This window comes from Streptomyces sp. NPDC002130 (assembly GCF_040296465.1).
Lineage (GTDB): Bacteria > Actinomycetota > Actinomycetes > Streptomycetales > Streptomycetaceae > Streptomyces.
The window spans coordinates 1-20,948 of sequence record NZ_JBEOXI010000043.1; the positions used below are offsets into that span (position 1 = coordinate 1).

The following is a 20,948-nucleotide window of genomic DNA, read 5'->3' on the forward strand; positions in this document are numbered from 1 at the left end:
TGCCCGCGGTGCTGATCGCCGCTCTGACGTCCGTGCAGCGCGAGACACCCGGTGCGCTGCTGGGCCGGGTCACGGCCACGGCCGACACCGCGGTGAGACCCCGTCCGCACGGCGGCGAACGCGGGGAGTTCTACTGCCGCGACCGCCAAGTGCCCTATTTTTGAGCCGTGTTCACAGAAAAGGCACCGCCGGACTACCGTTCACGCATGACGCCGCCCAGCGTGCTGAACCTCAGCGCGTACCTGATGTACGCGACGGGAAAGGCCGCCCGCCGCACCCTGTCGGAGAAACTCACGGCCAGAGGCCTGCGGTTGTGGCATCTGACCGTCCTGACCCTGGTCGCCGATCTCGGTCCGCAGCCCAAGGGTGTGCTGGCCGCCCGGCTGGACATGAACGCCAGCGACCTCGCGAGAATCGTGAAGGACCTGGCCGACACGGGTCAGGTCGAGTGCGTCCGCAGCCCCGCCGACCGCCGCCGCGTCGACGTCCGCATCACCCCGAAGGGCAGAACGGCCCTCGACCATCTCAGCGCCGACATCGCCTCCGCGGACGACGACCTCCTGACCCCGCTGAGCGATGCCGAACGGGAGCAACTGGCCTCCCTGCTGCGGCGGGTGCACGCCCACCACGAGGAACAGGGCCCCGCGGCCGGGTTCCGGGTGACGGCTCAGGCCCGCCAGCCGTAGCGGCGTTCGGGCCGGCCGGCGGCGCCGTAGCGCAGGGACACCTCCGCGCTGCCGGTGCCGTGGAAGTACTCCAGGTAGCGGCGGGCGCTCACCCGGGACACGCCGGTGACGGCGGCGCACTCGGTGGCGGACAGGGTGCCGTCCGCCTCGCGCAGGGCCCGCTCGACGAGTTCGGCGGTCTCCACGCTCATGCCCTTGGGCAGGGTGTGGGCCGGTGCCGGGCCGAACGCTCCGGCCAGGACACGGTCCACGTCCGCCTGGCCGCGGACCACCGTCGTGAGCAGCCTGCCCCGCTGGGCGGCGTAGCGCTCCAGGCGCAGGCGCAGATCCTCGAAGTCGAAGGGTTTGAGGAGGTAGTCGACCACACCGCGGCGGACGGCGCCGCGTACCGTCTCGGCCTCCGTCGCCGCGCTGATGACCATGACGTCGCAGTCGTGCCCGGCGGTCCGCAGCCGGGGGATGACGTCGAGCCCGAACAGATCGGGGAGGTACAGGTCGAGCAGGATGAGGTCGGGGCGCAGGGTCTCGACCGCCTCGATGGCCTGTCCGCCGGTGTGGGCCGTGCCGACGACGCGGAACGGCTCGACGCGTTCGACGAACGCGCGGTGGACCCTGGCCACCATGAAGTCGTCGTCGACCACGAGGACGTCGATCGCGTCCGCCTTGTCGCTCGCCTCGGTCATGGGGCCGCTCCTTCCGCCACCGCGCCGGTGAGGTGGCTGACGGTCATGCGTGCGGTGAACACGGCCCCCTCAGGGGTGTTGGACACCGAGATCTCTCCCCCGTGCCGTTCACAGACCAGCTTGGTCAGGGCCAGCCCGATGCCGCGCTCGCCCTCCCGGGCGGCCTTGGTGGTGAAACCGTGGGAGAAGACCTCGCGGGCCAGTTCCGGAGCCACGCCCGGCCCCGAGTCGCGGACCACGATCTCCACGCTGGAGGCGTCCTGCCGCAGCGCCACCTCCACCCAGGCGTCGTCCCTGGCGGTGGCGGCGTCGACGGCGTTGTCCACGAGGTTGCCGACCACGGTCGCCACATCGGCGGCGTCCTCAGGGTCCAGCCGCTCCAGCGCGGTGTCGTCCGAGATCCGCAGACTGACCTTCCGTTCCGCCGCGAGGGACGCCTTCGCCATCAGCAGTGCGGCGACCGCGGTGTCCCGGACGCGGCGGCTGAGGGTGACGTCCAGGGACTGGCGGTGCCGGCTCAACGCACGGATGTAGGCCACGACTTCGTCCTGCTCACCGATCTGGATCAGCCCGGAGATGGTGTGCAGCTGGTTGGCGAACTCGTGCGCCTGCGCGCGCAGCAGCTCGGAGGAGCTGCGGAAGGAGCCGATCTCCCTCTCCAGCCGGGCCAGTTCGGTGCGGTCGCGCAGGGTGGTGACCGAGCCGAGAGGCCGGCCGTCCTTGGTGACGGTCATCCGGTTCATCACCAGGACCCGGCCGTGCCGGACGACGACCTCGTCGCGCTCGCCGGCGGCTGTGCCGGACAGCACGTCGCGCAGCCGCCCGTCGATGCCGAGGCCCGTAAGGCTCTGGCCGACGCAGTCCTCGGGCAGGTCGAGCAGGCGGCGGCCCATGTCGTTGACGAGGGTGAGCCGGTGCTGCGGGTCCAGGGCGATCACGCCCTCGGCGATCCCGTACAGCATCGCCTCCCGGTGCTCGGCGAGCCCGGCGATCTCGCCCGGCTCCAGCCCGAGGGTCTGCCGTTTCACCCGCCGCGCGAGCAGCCAGGAGCCGGCCACGCCGAGTCCGCTGGCGATGCCCAGATACGCGAGCAGATAGGAGGAGGCGCCGCTGAGCCGCTGCCACACCGTCGGGTCGGCCTCACCGATCATCACCGTGCCGAGGATCCGGCCCAGATTCTCCTCACTCGCCCCGAGGACGGGCACCTGGGCGGCCAGCTCGCGGTTGCCGTCCAGGGTCAGCTGCCCGGACCAGCCGCGCCCCCGGGCGGTGCCCGGCCCCAGCCGCATCCGCTCCCCGACGACCGTGGGGTTCGTGGAGCTGACGATCCGCCCGGCCGCGTCGGCCACCGTCACCGAGGTCACCCCCGACTGCGCCTGGGTGGCGAGCACCAGCGGGGCGAGCGCCTCCCCGGGCTCGGGACGCACCAGCTGGCTGCGCACCAGGGGGTTGGCGGCCAGCTGTTCGGCGAGGGCGCCCACCCGGCGTCCCTCGACGCGGTTGAAGGTGGCCTGGGACTGGGCGAGGGAGACCGCGGCGACAGCCAGCAGCACCACCACGACGATGGCGAGCTGGAGCACCAGCATCTCGCCCGCGAGCGAGTGGCGACGAAAGGTGGCGACCACGACGGACTCAATCTGCGATGCCGCCGCGAGGAGGGCGGCTCATGTGCCGAGCCGCACCATCATGACGCCCACCAGCCGAATTCGAAAGGGAGCCGTCTCACTCGCCCGGCTTGGGCCCGATGCCCCGCAGCTCCCTGATCGTGCCGCCGAGTTTCGCGCGGAAGGACTCCAGCAGCGCCGGCTTCACGCTGACCACCCAGCGCGTACCGACGAGGTACTTGCCGCCGTAGACGCGCGCCTCCTCCAGCCAGGTCTCCTTGAACTTCTCCTCGGGGAAGGTGGTGATGAGGTAGTCGGCCTTCTCGGTGTGGCACAGGCCCTGGCGCAGTTCGTCGGCGTCGATGCGGATCTTCGCCTTGCAGCCGGTCAGCGCGGCGATCACCTCCACCTTGGCCGGTGCGACGACCCCGGCGGCGGGCGCGGCGGTCACGCTCGGCGCCGCCTTGCCGCCGCCCGCGCCCCCGGCGTCGTCACCACCGCCGCAGGCGGTGACGAGGGGAAGGAGGACCAGGACACCGGCCGCCGTGACGGCGCGCAGCCGGAGGACGCGCGAGGGGCTCCGGCGGGTGGATCGTACGGGCGCTTGGCTCTCGGACACGTCGCCTCTCCGGGTGCGGGCTGTCGGCCTGTCTTCAGGAGCACTCACTGTCCTCAGGGGTGCTCGGGGAGGAGTACGCACAGCTCCGGGCAGGCGTTCACGCGCTACGCGGCCTCCCCCACCGCCTCGCCGCGCGCCTCGTCGGCCGGTCCGCCGAACTGGGTGCGGTACAGCTCCGCGTACCGCTGCCCCGCCGCCAGGAGTTCCTCGTGCGTGCCCCGTTCCACGATCCGGCCGGCCTCGACGACCAGGATCTGGTCGGCCGCGCGGACGGTGGACAGGCGGTGGGCGATCACGACGGCCGTGCGGCCTTCGAGGGCTTCGGTGAGGGCTTCCTGGACGGCGGCCTCGGAGGTGTTGTCGAGGTGGGCGGTGGCCTCGTCGAGGATGACGACGCGCTGGCGGGCCAGCAGCAGCCGGGCGATGGTCATGCGCTGGCGCTCGCCGCCGGACAGGCGGTAGCCGCGCTCGCCGACGACGGTGTCGAGGCCGTCGGGCAGGGACCGTACGAGCTCGTCGAGGCGGGCCCGGCGCAGGGCGTCCCACAGGTCGTTCTCGGTGGCCTCGGGCCGGGCGAGCAGCAGATTGGCGCGGACGGTGTCGTGGAAGAGGTGGCCGTCCTGGGTGACCATGCCCAGGGTCTGCCGCAGGGAGTGCGCCGTGAGGTCGCGGACGTCGACGCCGCCGATGCGCACGGCCCCCTCGTCGGTGTCGTACAGGCGCGGCATCAGCTGCGCGATGGTCGACTTGCCCGCTCCGGAGGAGCCGACGAGCGCCACGGTCTGCCCGGGTTCGGCGCGGAAGGACAGTCCGTGCAGCACCTCGTCGCCGCCTCGGCCGTCCAGGGACGCGACCTCCTCCAGGGAGGCCAGGGAAACCTTGTCGGCGGCCGGGTAGCCGAAGCGGACCTGCTCGAACTCGACCGCCACGGGCCCGTCGGGCACCGGGCGGGCGTCCGGCTTCTCCTCGATGAGGGGCCGGAGGTCGAGCACCTCGAAGACCCGCTCGAAGCTGACCAGGGCGCTCATCACCTCGACGCGCGCCCCCGCGAGCGCCGTCAGCGGCGCGTACAGCCGGGTCAGGAGCAGGGCGAGCGACACGACCGCGCCGGGTTCCAGGGTGCCGCGCAGGGCGAACCAGCCGCCGAGGCCGTAGACCAGGGCCAGGGCGAGGGCCGAGACCAGGGTGAGCGCGGTGATGAAGGCCGCCTGGGCGGTCGCGGTCCGGATCCCGATGTCCGCGACCCGGCGGGCCCGTTCGGCGAACTCCCGCGACTCCTCCTCGGGACGTCCGAAGAGCTTGACCAGGGTGGCGCCGGGGGCGGAGAACCGCTCGGTCATGCGGGTTCCCATCGCGGCGTTCAGCGTCGCCGCCTCCCGCTGCATCCGGGCCATGCGGCTGCCCATGCGCCGGGCAGGGATCACGAACACCGGCAGCAGCACCAGCGCCAGCAGGGTGATCTGCCAGGACAGCGTGAGCATCACCGCCAGGGTGAGCAGCAGCGTGACGAGGTTGCTGACCACTCCGGACAGGGTGTTGCTGAACGCGCGCTGGGCGCCGATGACGTCGTTGTTGAGCCGGGAGACGAGGGCGCCCGTACGTGTGCGTGTGAAGAACGCGACCGGCATGCGCTGCACATGGTCGAAGACGGCCGTCCGCAGATCGAGGATGAGATGCTCCCCGAGCGTCGCGGACAGTCTCCGGCCGAGGATGCCCAGGGCCGCCTCCGCCACCGCGATCAGCGCGATGAGCAGGGCGAGGCGTACGACCCTGTTCTCGTCCCCGTGGGACACGATCGTGTCCACGACCCACCCGGCGAGGACGGGCGTCGCCACGGCCAGCAGGGCGGTACCCACTCCGAGCAGGACAAAGAGGACGATTCGGCGCCGGTGCGGGCGGGCGAACGCGCCGATGCGGCGCAGGGTGGCCAAGGCGAAGGGGCGGCGCTCCCGTTCGGCGTTCATGACGCTGTGCAGCTGTGTCCAGGCCGTGGTCTCCATACTCATGACAGAGACCGTAGAACCTCAAGCAATCTTGAGGTCAAGAAGCTCGCACATTCCCCCGACATCCCGCACAATCGGCCCGATCCCCCTCTTCCCCGTCCCTTCGCGCAAAGGCCCCGATGACGCTCCCCACCCAGCCGCTTCCCGCGCGCAATCCCCGGTCCCCGCTCCCGCAACCCGCAGTTGGCACGGCCTGGACAGCCTCTACCGACGTGACAGCCGTACAACTCCCCGAACTCCGACCTGGACGACTCCCCCGTCGCGTCCCGGTCCGCCGCCTGCGGCAGATCCTGTGTCTGCTCCCGCTCCTGCTCGTCAGCGTGGTCGCGGTGCAGCACCGGTCGGTACTGGCCGCCGGTTTCGCGCACCTGGGCACCGCCGAGTGGCCCTGGCTGCTGGCCGCCGTCGGCGCGACCTGCCTGACCTGGGTCGCCGCCTCCTGCACCCGGCAGGGCGCGGTCGTCGAACGGCTGCCCCGACGACGGCTGCTGGCCACGCAGTTCGCGGCCGGCGCGGCCAACCACCTGCTGCCGACCGGACTGGGCGCGAGCGCGGTCAACCTGCGGTTCATGACGGTCTGCGGACTGCCCCTCGCCCGCTCCTCGGCCGCCCTCGGCCTGTATCTGCTCGCCGAGAGCATCGGCCGGGTGGCGCTGCTGGGTGCCCTGCTCATCGCGTTCCCCGACGCGCTGCGGCTCGGCACGCTGGTGCCGGAGACGGCGTTCGGTCCGCTGCTGGCCGGCGTCGGGGCGGTGCTGGTGGTCACCGCGACCGTGCTCGTCCTCGTACGGCGGCTGCGCTCGGCCCTGGTGTCCTTCCTGCGGACGGCTCTCGGCGAGGCCCGTTCGGTGCACACCCGCCCGGCGCGTGCCCTGGCGCTGTGGGGCGGCTCCTTCGCCTTCCCGGCACTGCAGGCGTCCGTGCTGGTGCTGACGGGGCGGGCGCTGGGGCTGGACATCCCGCCCGCGCACATGGCGGTGGCCTATCTGGCGGCGACGGTCGCGGTCGCGCTGGTTCCCACCCCGGGCGGGATCGGCTCGGTGGAGGCGGCGCTGGTCGTGGCGCTGGTGGCGGCGGGCGGCCCGGCCGCGGTGGCCACCGCCGTGGTCCTGGCCTTCCGGGTCATCACCGTCTGGCTGCCGCTGGTGCCGGGCGCGCTGACGCTGGCGGCGCTGGTACGGCTGAAGGTGATCTGACCAGGACGGAACCGGACGTGACGGTGCGTCATGTGCAGTAACTCACCCTCCCGTCATCCCCGTCTCCGGTTCGGAACCCCGTGCGGGATACGGCAGGATGAACGATCGTGCCGACCGCAGGTCAGGGTGGTCGAGCACCTTCGAACATCCCGGAAAACAAGCAGGTGACGACGTGACGACACTTCACATCCGACCGCCGGTGGCGGGCTTCGCCGCGGTTCCCCGCCCCGGAGGTGAGCGATGAACCGGGCGCTCACCGTGGACGATCTGCTGTTCGCCGGCATCGCCCTCGGCTCGGGCCTGCTGGCGGCGTTCGCGCTGCGCGTCCTGCTGCGCTGGCTGGGAAGGCACGCCGACCGCACCCGCTGGAGCGGGGACGACGTCATCGTGCACGCGCTGCGGGCCGTGGTGCCCTGGGCCGCGGTCGTGGGCGGCGTGGCGGGCGCGGCGGCGGTGCTGCCGCTGACCCGGGCGCTGCAGCACACCACCAACCAGGTGCTCACCGTGCTGCTGATCTTCGTCGCGACGGTGTCGGTGGCCCGGGTCGTGACCGGGCTGGTGCGCACGGTCACCCAGTCCCGCTCCGGGGTCGCCGGATCGGCCACGATCTTCGTCAACATCACCCGGATCCTGGTCCTGGCGATCGGTTTCCTGGTGGTGCTCCAGACCCTGGGCATCTCCATAGCCCCACTGCTCACCGCCCTGGGCGTCGGCGGTCTGGCGGTCGCGCTGGCGCTTCAGGACACCCTCGCCAACCTCTTCGCGGGCATCCACATCCTCGCGTCCAAGACCGTCCAGCCCGGTGACTACATCAAGCTCAGCAGCGGCGAGGAAGGCTACGTCGAGGACATCAACTGGCGGCAGACGACGATCCGCAACCTGTCCAACAACCTCATCGTGCTCCCCAACGGCCAGCTCGCGCAGGCGAACATGACCAACTTCATGCGCCCCGAGGAGCAGCTGACCATCCTGGTGCAGGTCGGGGTGGCCTACGACAGCGACCTGGAGCACGTGGAGCGGGTGACCAACGAGGTCATCGCCGAGACGATGACCGAGGTCGAGGGCGCGGTGCCGGACCACGAGCCGATCATCCGGTTCCACACCTTCGGCGACTCCCGGATCGGCTTCACCGTGATCCTGGGCGTCGGCGAGTTCAGCGACCAGTACCGGATCAAGCACGAGTTCATCAAGCGCCTGCACAAGCGCTACCGCGCGGAGGGCATCCGCATCCCCGCCCCGGCGCGCACCGTGGCGCTCCAGCAGGGCGGGGTCGTCATCCCGCAGCAGCGGACCGGCGAGATCGAGCCGGGCGGCCTGAGGTCCACCCGGCTCGACTGAGGCCCGCAGGGTCCTTACAGCGTCGCGGAGTTCTCGTGGTGGTGGGTGTCCCTCCGGTCGCGCGGCGCAGAGAGGGACGCCTTCGGCGGCGTCACGGTCCAGTCCGGGTGCCCGGGCATCCGGGGCGTCTTCGTGCCGTACAGCCAGTCCCGCAGGAAGCCGGTCAGGTCCTGGCCGGAGACCTCCGAGGCGACGGCGATGTAGTCCTCCGTGGAGGCCGAGGAGTCGCGGTACCGCTCCAGGAACGTGCGCTCCAGGGCCGTGAAGGCCGCCTCACCGACCTGCTGCCGCAGCGCGTACAGCACGAGCACGCCGCCCAGGTAGCGCTGGCTGTCGAACAGGTTGGCCGCGGTGGGTGCGGCGACCGGCCCGGAGGTCTGGCGCCACTGGTCGCCCTGGGCGTAGGTGTGCTTCATGCGCGCTTCCAGCGTGGTCATGCCAAGCGAATCGGCCCAGCCGCGCTCGTAGCGGTACAGCAGGCCGTAGAAGTCGGCGTGGCCCTCGTTCAGCCACAGGTCGGCCCAGGTGGCGGGGCTGACGCTGTTGCCGAAGTAGGAGTGGACCAGCTCGTGCATCATGTGCGAGCCGATCTTGCTCTCCTCCTGGAGGAGGTAGTTCGGCTTGTAGATCGTGAGGGTCTGGGTCTCCAGGCCCGTGAAGTCGAACGCGTCCGGGGCGTCGTTGTTGCAGGGCAGCAGGCCGTACGTCTCGAAGGGGTACGCCCCGAGCCGCTGCTCGACCCACGACACCAGCGCCGGGGTGAGCGCCAGGGCCGGCTCCAGGGCGGCGGCCCGGGCGACGGGGACGACGTCCCGCAGCGGCAGCCCGTGCGGGCCCTGCCGGTCCTTGATCACATAGTCGCCGACGGTGATCTGCACCACCTCGGTGGCGATCGGCGAGCGGGAGCGGTACGTGTACGCGGTGAGGTCGCCCGCCAGCTGCTCGGTGCGCACCAGCGTGCCGCTGGCGACGCCCCGCAGTCCGGTGGGAACGGTGAGGCGGAAGGTGAAGTCGGCCTTGTCGGAGGGGTGGTCGTTGCAGGGGAAGACGGTGTGCGCCAGGTCCGGCTGGCAGCACACCGCGAATCCGTCCGGGGTGGCCACCCAGCCGCCGGCGGGCGGCGGGGTCCGGCGCGGGTCGGCGCCGTAGGCCACGCACACGGTGACCCGGCACTTCGCCGCGAGCTTGCGTGCGGGGGTGATCCGCAGCTTCTCGGCCACCTGCTCGAAGGCGGCCGTGCGGCCGTCGACCCGGACGGAGCGTATGTCCAGGCCGCGCGCGTCCAGGGAGAAGCGGCTCAGGGCCTGGGTGGTGCGGATGGTCAGGGTCGCGGTGGCCTCGACGAGCCTGGTCGTGGCGTCGTACGCGAAGTCGAGGTGGTACGCCGAGACGCGGTATCCGTCATTGCCGAGGTCGGGGTAGACGGGGTCGCCGAGGGTCTCGGGCCCCGGGGCGGCGCCGGTCCTGCCGGCCGCCTGGGCAGGGACCCCCGTGGTCAGTGCCGCCGCCGTGCCGAGAAGGGCAACCGCCGGGGCCGTCACTCTGGTGCGATATCTCATGGTCCGCTTTCGCTCGGACGGCCGGGTGGTCAGATCCGGCCGTGGCTTGGAGTGAGTGATCTCTCTCCCAGACACGGGAACGGGGCGATCGGTTGCACGAAACTGGTCGCGGGCCCCTGTCGAGACGAGGTCGCTCACGAGATATCTTGATGTCGAGCAATGTTGCAGACGTGGAGCGGAGCACCCGGTGACTGACTCGACCATCATCTATACGCACACTGACGAGGCCCCCGCACTGGCGACGTATTCCTTCCTGCCGGTGGTCCGGGCGTACGCCTCGCAGGCCGGTGTCGCCGTGGAGACCCGCGACATCTCGCTGGCCGGGCGCATCATCGCCGTGTTCCCGGAGTACCTCACCGAGGACCAGCGCATCCCGGACGCCCTCGCGGAGCTCGGCGAGCTGGCCAAGACGCCCGCCGCCAACATCATCAAGCTGCCGAACATCTCGGCGTCCATCCCCCAGCTCAAGGCCGCCGTGGCCGAGCTGCAGGGCCAGGGCTACGCGCTGCCGGACTACCCGGACGACCCGAAGACCGACGAGGAGCGCGAGATCCGCGCCCGCTACGACAAGGTCAAGGGCTCCGCCGTGAACCCGGTCCTGCGTGAGGGCAACTCCGACCGGCGCGCCCCCGCCTCGGTCAAGAACTACGCCAAGTCCCACCCGCACCGCATGGGCGCCTGGACCCCCGAGTCCAAGACCAACGTGGCGACCATGGGCCAGAACGACTTCCGCTCCACCGAGAAGTCCGTCGTGATCGCCGAGGACGGCGCGCTGCGCATCGAGCTCGTCGGCGACGACGGCTCCACCACGGTGCTGCGGGAGTCCGTACCGGTCCTCGCCGGTGAGGTCGTCGACGCCTCCGTGATGCGCGTCGCCGCGCTGCGCGAGTTCCTGACCGCGCAGGTCGCGAGGGCCAAGGCCGAGGGCGTGCTGTTCTCGGTGCACCTGAAGGCGACGATGATGAAGGTCTCCGACCCGATCGTCTTCGGCCACGTGGTGCGCGCCTTCTTCCCGAAGACGTTCGCGCAGTTCGGCGACAAGCTCGCCGCGGCCGGCCTCACCCCGAACGACGGCCTGGGCGGCATCTGGAAGGGCCTGGACGCCCTGCCGGAGGGCGCCGAGATCAAGGCCTCCTTCGACGCCGAGCTCGCCGAGGGCCCGGAGCTGGCGATGGTCGACTCCGACAAGGGCATCACCAACCTGCACGTGCCCTCGGACGTCATCATCGACGCCTCCATGCCGGCCATGATCCGCACCTCCGGCCACATGTGGGGCCCGGACGGGCAGGAGCACGACGCCCTCGCGGTCATCCCGGACTCCTCCTACGCGGGCGTCTACCAGGCCGTGATCGAGGACTGCCGGGCCAACGGCGCCTTCGACCCGTCCACCATGGGCACGGTGCCGAACGTCGGCCTCATGGCGCAGAAGGCCGAGGAGTACGGCAGCCACGACAAGACGTTCGAGATCGCCACCACGGGCACGGTCCGCCTGGTCGACGGCAACGGCACCGCGCTCATCGAGCAGGCCGTCTCCGCCGGTGACATCTTCCGCGCGTGCCAGACCAAGGACGCGCCGATCCGCGACTGGGTGAAGCTGGCCGTCACCCGCGCCCGCGCCACCGGCGACCCGGCCGTCTTCTGGCTGGACGAGACCCGCGCGCACGACGCCAACCTGATCGCCAAGGTCAACACCTACCTCGCCGAGCACGACACCGAGGGCCTGGACATCCGGATCCTCAACCCGGTCGAGGCGACGAAGCTGTCGGTGGAGCGCATCCGCCGCGGCGAGAACACGATCTCGGTCACCGGCAACGTCCTGCGCGACTACCTGACCGACCTCTTCCCGATCCTGGAGCTGGGCACCAGCGCCAAGATGCTGTCGGTCGTCCCGCTGATGGCGGGCGGCGGCCTGTTCGAGACGGGTGCGGGCGGCTCGGCGCCGAAGCACGTGCAGCAGCTGGTCAAGGAGAACTACCTGCGCTGGGACTCCCTCGGTGAGTTCTTCGCCCTGGTGCCTTCCTTCGAGCAGCTCGCGAAGGTGGCGGGCAACGCCCGCGCCCAGATCCTGGCCGACACCCTCGACCGCGCCACGGCGACCTTCCTCGAGGAGGACAAGTCCCCGACCCGTCGCGTCGGCGGCATCGACAACCGCGGCAGCCACTTCTACCTGTCCCTGTACTGGGCGCAGGAGCTGGCCCGGCAGACCGACGACGCGGACCTGGCGAAGGCCTTCGCCCCGCTCGCCGAGACGCTCGCCGCGAACGAGCAGAAGATCGTCGACGAGCTGATCGGCGCCCAGGGCAAGCCGGTCGACATCGGCGGCTACTACCAGCCCGACCCGGCGAAGGCCGCGGAGGCCATGCGCCCGTCCACCACGTGGAACGAGGCCCTGGCGTCCCTGAGCTGACGCCCCGGGCCCGACGGCCCACCCCCTCCGCCCCGGCCGGCACCGTGCCCGGCCGGGGCGGAGCCCTGTGCGGCCCTTGCCCCGGCCTCGTGTGGCACCTTGATCCCTTGGGACACCACTGGAACAACGCCCCAGGAGCCGCCTCGTGACCGACGCCCCGGACTCTTTCGAGCTGCTGCCGGGTGACGGGCAGTCGCCCGTGATCCTCCATGTGCCGCATGCGGCACGGCGGATACCGGACGCCGTGCGGGCGGGGATCGTGCTCGGCGACCGGGAGTTGGCCCGGGAGCTGGACCTCATCACGGACGCGCACACGGACCGGATCGCCGAGGTTGCGGCCGGGCTGGCGGGCGTCACACCGTGGCGGTTCGTCAATCGGCTGTCGCGGCTGGTCGTCGATCCGGAGCGGTTTCCGGACGAGCGGGAGGAGATGCTGGCCGTGGGGATGGGGGCGGTCTACACGCGGACCACACACGGCGACGCGCTGCGGTCCGAGGGCGTCGATGCCGGTCCGCTCGTCGAACGGTACTTCCTGCCCTACGCGCGGGCGATGACCGAGGCCGTGGCGGACCGGCTGGAGTCCACCGGGCGGGCCGTGATCATCGACGTGCACTCCTACCCGAGCCGCAGGCTGCCGTACGAACTGCACGGGGAGGGGCCGCGCCCTCCGGTCTGCCTCGGCACCGACCCCTTCCACACGCCTCCCGCGCTGCTGGACGCGGCCCGGGAGGCGTTCGGGGAGACGCGGCTCGACACCCCGTTCGCCGGGACCTACGTCCCGCTGGAGTTCTACGGGAAGCGGCCCGAGGTGAGCGCCCTCATGGTGGAGATCCGCCGGGACACCTACATGGCTGAGCCGGGCGGTCCCGCCGGGCCAGGGCTGAAGCGGCTAGGCGCGGCGCTGGCCCGGCTGGTCGACGGTGTGTCCCGCTGACGTCGATCTCACGGACACCCTCTAAGCCCGCAGCCACTCCGTCACCACCACGTCCCCGCCGGTCCGCAGCCGCAGGGCGAACGGGCCGGACAGCGGCACGTCGGCGGTGAAGCGGCCCAGGGCGTCGGAGGTGAGCGGGGAGCCGGGCCGCGGCCCGCCGAGGATCTCGATCCGGGCCGGCTGCGGCGGCAGCACCTGCCCAAGGAGCCCCTGCGCGGTCACCTCGACGTCGACGGTCACCTCACCGGCCCGGAAGGTCAGCATCCGCGGCACGTCGGCGACACCCCGGACCGGCAGGGCGTCGATCAGCGAGTCGAAGGTCAGCTCGGCCACGCGCGCCTCCAGGTCGTGCAGCGCGTAGGCGTCGACGGCGATCTGCTGGAGCTCGGCCGGTACCGGGTCGAGGACGGCGGCGGCCCGCCGCAGTTCCTCCTCCAGGAGTTCGTCGTCGAACTCCCGGTCGTCGAAGTCCTCTTCGCCGAAGAGGTCGTCGTCGTGTCGGTCGCTCACATCGCCCCCCGTGCCTCGAGCCGGGCCCGCAGACGCCGCAGACAGCGCTGGCGCAGCGGCCCGATGCTGCCCACCGCGATGCCCAGCGCGGCGGACACGTCGTGGTAGCTGGGCGGCGGCGTGGCCATCAGCACGCGCAGCAACTGCCTGCACCTTTCGCCCAGTTCCTCGAACTCCTGCCACAGCCGCCGGACGCGTTCGCTCTGCGCGGCGGCCTCCTCGGAGTCCAGCAGCGACTGTTCCGGCGTGCCGTCCTCGCTGGCCCGGTCCAGCAGCCGCGGATCGTCCGTCAGAGTCAGCCGCTGCGCACTGCGGATGACTTTCAGGCACTCGTGGCGCGCGGTGCTCGCCAGCCACGCGCCCGCCTTGCCGGGCTCGCGGATCCTCCCGAGGTGCTGGGCGAAGCGGAACCAGGCCGTCTGGTACACCTCGTGGGCGTCGGCTTCGGAGAGCCGGTGGGCGCGGACGACGGACCACACCAGGGGGCTCAGCCCCTCCACGAGCGCCTTCCAGGCCGCCGCGTCGCCGCCGGCTGCCGCCTGGACGAGCGCGCCGGCATCAGTACGGTCCACGGCAGCCCCACCCCTCGAGTACGGCAGGTCATCGTACGCCGTGGCGGGGGCGGCTTCGGCCGTCACAGCCCGGGGCCGAGGCGCACGACCGGGACCGGACGCCAGGTGGGGGGACGCAGCGCGGGGACGTGCGCGCCCCGCACTTCCGCGAACTCCGTGTTCGTGGTGAGGAGTTGCTGCCGGGCCGCGCGTGGGCCGGTCTCCTTGTGCGCCGTCATGTGAGCGGCAACCAGGCCCGCGGTCACGGGGGTGGCGAAGGAGGTGCCGCTCCACTGCGCGTACCCCTCGAACATCACCTGGTCCGGCTTGGCGGCGTTGCCCTCGTCGCTCAGCACACCGCTGTGGCGGGGGTGCCGGCAGGTGCAGCCGTAGGAGAAGCCGTAGCGGCAGGTGTCGTACGTGGAGTGCTGGTACACGTACGGGACGGGTGCGTCGAATCCGGTGAGGACGCTGGTGAGGCGCTCGCCGGGGGCGTAGACCTTCACCCAGGGCCCGTGGTTGGTGAAGCAGGCGCCGGACTCGCCGTCGCTGCGCAGCGCGCCGACCGACAGCACGGAGTCCTCCCAGCCGGGCAGATCGGCGTAGGCGGCGGGCCAGAAGGGCGCGGCGCCGGCGTTGTTGCCGGCGGCGGCGACCAGCAGGGTGCGCTGCTCGCGCAGTTCCCGCATGAAGTTCTCGACGCCGAGCAGACCGTCGGTGCGGCCGTTGGAGGTGCCGGCGGAGAGGCTGAGCACGTCGGGCCAGCCGCCCGCGTCGACGGCCTCGAAGAGCTTCTCGCCGAACTCGGACTCCAGGACGGCGCCGGCGTCGTTGAGGCTGCCGCGCACGGTGATGTCGGTGTTGGGCGCCACGGCCGCCACGAGCCCGGCGATGAACGTGCCGTGACCGACGTACTGCCGGAGGATCCCCTGGTCGTCGCACTCCTGGAGCTGGGCGTCGCCGCCGGTGTGGGCGAGCAGACCGCAGGAGCGGTAGTCGTGCACGAGGCCGGTGTCGACGACGAGGACGGCGACGGCGGTGTCCGGGTCGTGGGGCGTGTCGGCGGCGGCCGGGTTGGGGGGCTCGCTGAGCGGAGCGGGGACGGGTTCGTCGCCGGGGCAGGCGTTGACCGCGATGTGCACCACGTGGTTGCGGGCGACCATCCGGTGCCCGGCCCGCGACTCGTGCTCCCGTACGGAGCGCAGGGCGTGGGCGACGGTGCGGTCGGCGTCCCGGCCGCCCTCGCCCGGGTCGCCGACGCGGATACGGGTGACGCCGCTGCGGTTGGTCTGCGGGCCCGCGCGGCGGACCTGCTCCTGGTCGAGGTCGGGTGCCGCCGTGAAGTGCGCCCGCACCGTGTCCTCGACGATCCGGGCCTCCTCGCCGTCGCGGACGAGGACCACGCCCTTCTCGTACATGAACTCCGCCGAGTCGTCAGGGCCCATCGCCAGGGGGACGTCCGGCATCGAGCGCTGGATCTGGTCGAACTGCTCGTGGAATCGCTGAGGTGCCATGGCGGGTCCTCCCGTTGGTGCGACGGCGTCGGCCGGCGCCGCTGAGCGGTCGTCAACATGAGCCGAGGGGCCGTCGCCTGATACAGCTCCACACCTGTGTGGGGCGCTGTGGGACCACTACCATCCGAGGAGTGACAGCGGGAAGCGACGCGGTGACCGAACTGCTGCCGATGGTGTTCGCCGACCCGGGCGAGGCTCTCGCGAGGGCCCGGGCCCTGCTCGCCGCCGACGCCACCCCGCTGGACGCCTCCGTGGCCCACCAGGTGATCGGCATCTGGCAGCGGGACTTCGGCGACCTGCGGCTCGCGCTGCACCATCTGCGGCGGGCCCGGGCGTGCGCGGCGCGTGCCGACTCGGCCGACCGGGAGGCGGACGTGCTGGCCACGCTGGGCGTGGCGCTGGTGCACGCGGGCCGCACCCGGGAGGGCCTGGCGGCGTTCGAGCGGGGTGTGGCGCGGGGCGGCGGGCACACCAGGGCGCGGGTGCTGTACCGGCGGGCGTACGTGTGGTGGGTTCTCGGCCACCATCGCGAGGCGCTGGAGGACGTGCGCCGGGCGGTGCCCGTGCTGCGGCAGGCGGACGACGTGATCTGGACGGCGCGGGCGCTGACCCTGCGGGCCACCGTGCACCTGGCGCTGGGGTCGGTGGAGCGGGCCGAGGCGGACTTCACCGCGGCCGAGGCGCTGTGGGACACCACCGGCCAGGAGCACGACAAGGCGGACGCGGTGGAGAGCCGGGGTCTGGCCGCGTTCCGGTCGGGGGACGTCCCGGCGGCGCTGCGGCTGCTGGACGAGGCGGAGGAGCGCTACGCGCGGCTCGGCACGCCGACGTTCATGCTGAACATCCGGCGCTGCGAGGTGCTGATGGCGGCCGGTCTCGCACCCGAGGCACTGGCCGAGGCGGACACGGCGACCGGGAGACTGGACGGGATCGGCGGGCAGTCCACCCGCAAGGCGGAGCTGCTGCTGGCCGCCGCGCGGGCCGCCCGGTCGGCGGGCGATCAGCACACGGCGATCGCCCGCGCCGCCCTCGCGGTACGGCTGTTCGCGGGGCAGCGGCGCTCCTGGTGGGAGGCGCACGCCCGGCTGGTGCTGATCGAGGCGCGGTACGCGGCCGGGCGCGGCTCGGGGCGGCTGGTCGCCGACGCCGCCGCGGTGGCCGGGACGCTGGCGTCCTTCGGCGCCCCGGCCGCGCCGGAGGCGTCGCTGCTGGCGGGCCGGATCGCGCTGGATCTGGGCTGGACCGCCGACGCGGAGCGGCACTTGGCCGTGGCCGCGCGCAGCCGCCGCAGCGGTCCGCCGCTGGCGCGCATGACGGGCTGGGCGGCGCAGGCGCTGCGGGCGCGGGCCGCCGGGTCGGCCCGGGGCGTGCTGCACGCCTGCCGTCGGGGCCTGGACGTGCTGGACGACCACCGGATGACGCTGGGCGCCTCGGAGCTGCGGGCCCGGGCCACCGAACAGGGCGCGGAACTTGCGGCGTTGGCGCAGCGGGCCAGTCTGGTCTCCGGCGGGCCTCGGCGGTTGCTGGTGTGGAGCGAGCGCTGGCGGGCCACCGTGCTGTCCACCCCGCCGACCAGACCGCCCGCCGACCCGGAGCTGCTCAGCGGCATGACCGCCTTCCGCGAGATCGCCTCGCGTGCGGAGGCCGCCCGGATGGAGGGCCGGCCGGTTGTGGCGCTGGAGCGCGAACAGCGGCGGCTGGAACGGGAGATCCGCTCCCGGACCCTGCACATGCGGGGCGAGGCCCCCGGTGGCGGGGACCGGTTCGACGTCGGGCGGCTGCTGGCGGAGCTGGGTGACGAGACCCTGATGGTGGAGCTCGCCGTGCTCGGCGGACGGGTGCAGGTGCTGCTGTGCGGCCGGGGACGGGTACGCCGGTTCGAGGCCGGACTGCTCACCGAGGCGGAGACCGAGGCCGAGCACGTGCAGGCGGGCCTGCGGCGGCTCGCCCACCCGGGGGCGGAGGCCCGGCTTCCGGTGGTGGAGGCGGCGGGGCGCCGGCTGGAGGAACTGCTTCTGGGGCCGGCCGTGGCGCAGCTGGGCGGCGGTCCGGTGGTGATCGTGCCGCCGGGGCGGCTGCACCGGGTGCCGTGGGCGCTGCTGCCGTCGCTGCGGGAGCGGGTGCTCAGTGTGTCGCCGTCGGCGGGCAGTTGGCTGCGGGCCCGTCGGACCGCGCCGCCGCCGGACGGCTGTCATGTGCTGGTGCGCGGCCCGGGCCTGGCGACGGGCGGTGCGGAGGTGCCCGAGCTGGCCGGCCGGTACGGCTGTGCGACGGTCCTGGAGGAGGACGAGGCGCGGGTGCCGCGGGTGCTGGAGGAACTGGACGGGGCCGCGCTGGCGCACATCGCGGCGCACGGCACGTTCCGCGCGGACAGTCCGCTGTTCTCGTCCCTGCGGATGGCCGACGGCCCGATCGTCGTACACGACTTCGAGCGGCTGGACCGCAGCCCCTACCGGATCATCCTGTCCTGCTGCGACACCGCGCGCCTCGCCTCCGTCGGCGCGGACGAACTGCTGGGCCTGGTCACGGCGTTGCTGCCGCTCGGCACGGCCGGGGTGGTGGCGTGCAGCGCGCCCGTGAACGACGCCGCGGTGGTGCCGCTGATGCTCGCGCTGCACAAGGGCCTCGACGACGGTCTGTCCCTGGCGGAGGCGCTGCGCGACGCCCGGGCCGCCCTGCCGGGTGACGCGCTGCACCAGGCCACGGGGTGGGCGTTCTCGGCGTTCGGGGCGGCCTGACCCGTCCCCTGTTCGGGTCAGGCCGCCGGTCCTGGGCCGGCCAGTACTGCGGCAGGCGAAATTTGCGCGACGGGGCGAACGTCGCCTGGTGCTGCATTAGGCCGGTTGGGCTTCCGGCGTCCGGGCGGCCCACGGCAGGGCGCCGCGGTCGCTCGCGCCGAGCCGGGCGTAGGCGCTGTACAGGTGGTTGCCGACGGTGCGCACGGACAGGGTGAGGTGTTCGGCGATCTGCCGGTTGGTCAGGCCGGCGGCGGCGAGGGTGACGATCTGCCGCTGCCGGGCGGTGAGTTCGCCCAGGACCAGCCCGGACAGTGCGGGCGTGCGGGCGCCCTGGCAGCGCCGGGCCAGCGCGACGGCCCGGGTGCGGGAGTGCCGGGCGGCGCCCGGGTCGCGGTGGGCTCGTACGGCCTGGGCGTATGCCTCGGCGGCGAACAGCAGGAAGCCCCGGCGCTCCAGTTCCGCGGCCACCTCGTCCAGGTCCGGGCCGTCGGCGCGGGTGAGCGCGTCGGCGTGCCGGGCGAAGACGCCGCCGAGCCGGTCGACGACCTGCTCGGGAGCGCCGAGGCGGACGGCGTCGTAGGGGTCGGTGAGGGCTGCGGGGTCCAGGTCGCCCCGGCTGTCCATCGTCGCCAGGGCGCAGTCGAGTTCCGCTCGGCAGGGCACGCTCCGGGGGTCGCCTCGCAGGCCTTCCCGCGCCCAGGCCGCCGCCTCCCTCACCTCCCCGCGCAGACGTGCGAACCGGGCGCGCACCGCGGCGTACCCGCCCGGCAGCGTGCCGCCCTCGGCGACGAGCCACTCCCCCACCGGGGTGGCCGTCGCCCGTACGTCGGCCTGCTCGATCCGGTGGGCCAGGGCGGCCGACTCGGCGTCGAGGGCGGCGGCGTACGCGTCCGGCGTCCGGGCCAGCCGGCGTGCTCGCAGCCGGCCCGCCGCGGCCCGGAGCACCGGCCCGTACAGGGGGTGGGCGAGACGGACGGCACCGCGGTCGTCGACCTCGATCAGGCCGTCGGACTCCAGCACTTCGAGGGCCCCGTGGTCCAGTTCGTGCAGGTCGGGGGGCAAGGGCTCGGCGAAGGCGAGGCGGTCGAGGATGTCGCGTTCGAGAGGGCCGGTCCGGCCGAGGACGGGGGCGGTGCGTTCACGGACGGCCGGGGTCAGCGGAACCGGGCCCCGCCACGCCCGTTCGCCGGTGTCCGGGACGGGGGTCAGCAGCCCGCGCACCGCCCCCAGCAGGTCGCGCAGGAGCCGCAGGTCGCCCTGGCACAGGCGGCGCAGCCGGTTCGCGGTGAGCGCGTCGAGGGGACCGGCACCGGCCGTGAGCAGGGCGGCGGTCTCCTCCTCCGGCAGCGGCTCCAGCACGATGCGCGGCAGGAGTTCCCCGGTCCACAGCCGGGAGATCGCGCCGGGTACCGGGGAGCCGTCCGTGGCGACGACCAGCAGCCGGGTGCGCCCGTGCACGGCGAGCTGATGGACCAGGGCGGCGGAGGCGTCGTCGAGAAGGTGTGCGTCGTCCACGAGCAGCGTGCGGACACCGGACAGCACCTGGACCGCGCGGTGCAGCGTGACCGGGTCGGGCAGCAGATGGGCGAACGCCGCGAAGGGGATGGTCCGGCTCTCGGGTGTACCGGCCGCCCGGGCGCAGTCGGTGCCGCGGATCGCCTCGGTGACGAGGCGGGTCTTGCCGCCGCCCGCCGGTCCCGTCACCACGATGCCGCGTCGTGCGCCGGTCAAGGACCGGCGGACCAGTTCCCGTTCGTCCTCCCGCCCGGTGAACGGCCAGGGCAGCTCCAGCGTCGTCGCGTCCCTCTCGTAAGTCATCACACAGACATGAGCGCGGCTACTCACCTTTGATACAGGGCGACTTGAGTAGACCCCGACTCAGGCGCCGGGGGCGGGCCGCAGGGCAGGCTGTGGCCCATGACCGCACGCTACTGCTCGCTGGCTCAGGCGCCGGCGCCCGCCTTCGCACCGGGGCCGGCGGCCGAGCGCGCTCACGAGCGGGCGGCGGATGTGGGCCAACGGCACAGTTCTGCACCACTGGTTCTGCGACGGTGACTCCGACGCGTCCGTCACCCCCGTGCCGGGGAGGGGGGTGGCGCGACGGGGCGGCCATCCCGCCCGCGTACGCCTGTACTCCGCCCGGGGGTGCGGCGGAAACGGTGGTGATGTGCTGGTGACGGCACGGATCCGCCGCGCGGGCACCTGAGAGCCACAGTCCGGCACCGGGGGAGCGGTCGAGGACGTCGCCCATGGGGGTGGGTGACGTCCTCGACCACGCCATGTGCCGGGGGGCACCGGCTCGTGCGTGCCGGGTGCGGCCGGCCGGCGCGTGCGCCGCCATCCGCTCGTTCACGCCGATGTCCGGCCGGGGCCGGGGGCGCACGCTCCATGGGAATGATGCCGTCCGGGGTCCCGCCGGGGGCGGCGGGGCGGACGCGGGGCGCACCGGCCGAGGCGCCGTGGATCCACCCCAGGGGTGAAGAGCGTTCAGCGGCGGTCGTCACCGGGCATCGTGCAGAGGAACGGCCGCAAATGGTGTTACGCCGTCCGAGTGCTCACATCTACGCTTGATTGCTCTCGCGGTTGCACGTCCGTATCGATAAGCG

The 20,948-nt window shown here is 73.0% G+C and carries 15 protein-coding genes and 1 pseudogene; 7 read left to right on the top strand and 9 right to left on the bottom strand.

Annotated elements, in window-relative coordinates; translation table 11 throughout:
• The first annotated feature begins 206 nt into the window (after positions 1–206).
• Positions 207–686, top strand: a complete 480-nt coding sequence (locus ABT116_RS10985; protein ID WP_351630833.1) for a MarR family winged helix-turn-helix transcriptional regulator — start codon at positions 207–209, stop codon at positions 684–686.
• Here ABT116_RS10985 and ABT116_RS10990 read toward each other — a convergent pair.
• The 4 genes from ABT116_RS10990 to ABT116_RS11005 form a co-directional block, all read right to left on the bottom strand.
• The gene (locus ABT116_RS10990; protein WP_351630836.1) at positions 668–1,369 is read right to left on the bottom strand and encodes a response regulator; all 702 of its coding nucleotides are present in this window, start codon (positions 1,367–1,369) and stop codon (positions 668–670) included. The two genes, ABT116_RS10985 and ABT116_RS10990, sit on opposite strands and share 19 nt — an antisense overlap.
• Positions 1,366–2,994 carry a sensor histidine kinase gene (locus ABT116_RS10995; protein ID WP_351630839.1) on the bottom strand — a complete coding sequence of 543 codons (1,629 nt, stop codon included), beginning with the start codon at positions 2,992–2,994 and terminating at the stop codon, positions 1,366–1,368. The genes ABT116_RS10990 and ABT116_RS10995 overlap by 4 nt, the downstream gene beginning before the upstream one ends.
• Positions 2,995–3,091: 97 nt before the next feature.
• Positions 3,092–3,592: a hypothetical protein gene (locus ABT116_RS11000; RefSeq protein WP_351630842.1), complete on the bottom strand. Its 501-nt coding sequence runs from the start codon at positions 3,590–3,592 to the stop codon at positions 3,092–3,094.
• A gap of 104 nt (positions 3,593–3,696) precedes the next feature.
• On the bottom strand, positions 3,697–5,592 hold the full coding sequence (locus ABT116_RS11005) for an ABC transporter ATP-binding protein (protein WP_351630907.1): 1,896 nt from the start codon (positions 5,590–5,592) through the stop codon (positions 3,697–3,699).
• A 215-nt stretch (positions 5,593–5,807) separates the two neighbouring features.
• Between ABT116_RS11005 and ABT116_RS11010 the strand changes: the two genes are divergently transcribed.
• Complete coding sequence (locus ABT116_RS11010) at positions 5,808–6,791, top strand: lysylphosphatidylglycerol synthase transmembrane domain-containing protein (protein ID WP_502983852.1); 984 nt, start codon at positions 5,808–5,810, stop codon at positions 6,789–6,791.
• Positions 6,792–7,031: 240 nt separating this feature from the next.
• The gene (locus tag ABT116_RS11015) at positions 7,032–8,129 is read left to right on the top strand and encodes a mechanosensitive ion channel family protein (protein ID WP_351630845.1); all 1,098 of its coding nucleotides are present in this window, start codon (positions 7,032–7,034) and stop codon (positions 8,127–8,129) included.
• 14 nt (positions 8,130–8,143) lie between these two features.
• Here the strand turns inward: ABT116_RS11015 and ABT116_RS11020 are convergent, their stop codons facing one another.
• Entirely contained in the window at positions 8,144–9,688 is a 1,545-nt protein-coding gene (locus ABT116_RS11020; RefSeq protein ID WP_351630848.1) for a M1 family metallopeptidase, read from the bottom strand.
• Between the two features lie 187 nt (positions 9,689–9,875).
• Here ABT116_RS11020 and ABT116_RS11025 point away from each other — a divergent pair, with 187 nt between their 5' ends.
• Together ABT116_RS11025 and ABT116_RS11030 are read left to right on the top strand one after the other, a co-directional pair.
• Positions 9,876–12,095 (top strand): NADP-dependent isocitrate dehydrogenase, encoded by a 2,220-nt coding sequence (locus ABT116_RS11025; RefSeq protein WP_351630851.1) that lies wholly within the window; start codon positions 9,876–9,878, stop codon positions 12,093–12,095.
• A 145-nt stretch (positions 12,096–12,240) separates the two neighbouring features.
• Positions 12,241–13,029, top strand: coding sequence for an N-formylglutamate amidohydrolase (locus tag ABT116_RS11030; protein WP_351630854.1), 789 nt, complete (start codon positions 12,241–12,243; stop codon positions 13,027–13,029).
• Between the two features lie 21 nt (positions 13,030–13,050).
• Here the strand turns inward: ABT116_RS11030 and ABT116_RS11035 are convergent, their stop codons facing one another.
• The 3 genes from ABT116_RS11035 to ABT116_RS11045 all read right to left on the bottom strand — a co-directional run bounded on the left by ABT116_RS11035 (position 13,051) and on the right by ABT116_RS11045 (position 15,604).
• Positions 13,051–13,539, bottom strand: coding sequence for a hypothetical protein (locus ABT116_RS11035; protein WP_351630856.1), 489 nt, complete (start codon positions 13,537–13,539; stop codon positions 13,051–13,053).
• Complete coding sequence (locus tag ABT116_RS11040) at positions 13,536–14,111, bottom strand: RNA polymerase sigma factor (RefSeq protein ID WP_351630858.1); 576 nt, start codon at positions 14,109–14,111, stop codon at positions 13,536–13,538. The genes ABT116_RS11035 and ABT116_RS11040 overlap by 4 nt, the downstream gene beginning before the upstream one ends.
• Before the next feature lie 62 nt (positions 14,112–14,173).
• Positions 14,174–15,604, bottom strand: a complete 1,431-nt coding sequence (locus ABT116_RS11045; protein WP_351630861.1) for a S8/S53 family peptidase — start codon at positions 15,602–15,604, stop codon at positions 14,174–14,176.
• Between the two features lie 170 nt (positions 15,605–15,774).
• On the opposite strand from ABT116_RS11045, the gene ABT116_RS11050 reads away from it, so the two are divergent.
• Positions 15,775–18,342: a CHAT domain-containing protein gene (locus ABT116_RS11050; RefSeq protein ID WP_351630911.1), complete on the top strand. Its 2,568-nt coding sequence runs from the start codon at positions 15,775–15,777 to the stop codon at positions 18,340–18,342.
• A gap of 96 nt (positions 18,343–18,438) precedes the next feature.
• On the opposite strand, the gene ABT116_RS11055 is transcribed toward ABT116_RS11050, so the two are convergent.
• Positions 18,439–20,160, bottom strand: a complete 1,722-nt coding sequence (locus ABT116_RS11055) for a LuxR family transcriptional regulator AbsR2 (protein ID WP_351630863.1) — start codon at positions 20,158–20,160, stop codon at positions 18,439–18,441.
• A 99-nt stretch (positions 20,161–20,259) separates the two neighbouring features.
• Here ABT116_RS11055 and ABT116_RS11060 point away from each other — a divergent pair.
• A pseudogene (locus ABT116_RS11060) lies at positions 20,260–20,446 on the top strand (hypothetical protein); the annotation flags it as partial.
• Between the last annotated feature and the right edge of the window lie 502 nt (positions 20,447–20,948).

Excerpts from the sequence above, each read along its gene's own strand:
- ABT116_RS10985 (WP_351630833.1), top strand. The coding sequence starts at position 207 with ATGACGCCGCCCAGCGTGCTGAACCTCAGCGCGTACCTGATGTACGCG.
- ABT116_RS10990 (WP_351630836.1), bottom strand. The coding sequence starts at position 1,369 with ATGACCGAGGCGAGCGACAAGGCGGACGCGATCGACGTCCTCGTGGTC.
- ABT116_RS11005 (WP_351630907.1), bottom strand. The coding sequence starts at position 5,592 with ATGGAGACCACGGCCTGGACACAGCTGCACAGCGTCATGAACGCCGAA.
- ABT116_RS11015 (WP_351630845.1), top strand. The coding sequence starts at position 7,032 with ATGAACCGGGCGCTCACCGTGGACGATCTGCTGTTCGCCGGCATCGCC.
- ABT116_RS11020 (WP_351630848.1), bottom strand. The coding sequence starts at position 9,688 with ATGAGATATCGCACCAGAGTGACGGCCCCGGCGGTTGCCCTTCTCGGC.
- ABT116_RS11045 (WP_351630861.1), bottom strand. The coding sequence starts at position 15,604 with ATGGCACCTCAGCGATTCCACGAGCAGTTCGACCAGATCCAGCGCTCG.
- ABT116_RS11050 (WP_351630911.1), top strand. The coding sequence starts at position 15,775 with ATGGTGTTCGCCGACCCGGGCGAGGCTCTCGCGAGGGCCCGGGCCCTG.
- ABT116_RS11055 (WP_351630863.1), bottom strand. The coding sequence starts at position 20,160 with ATGACTTACGAGAGGGACGCGACGACGCTGGAGCTGCCCTGGCCGTTC.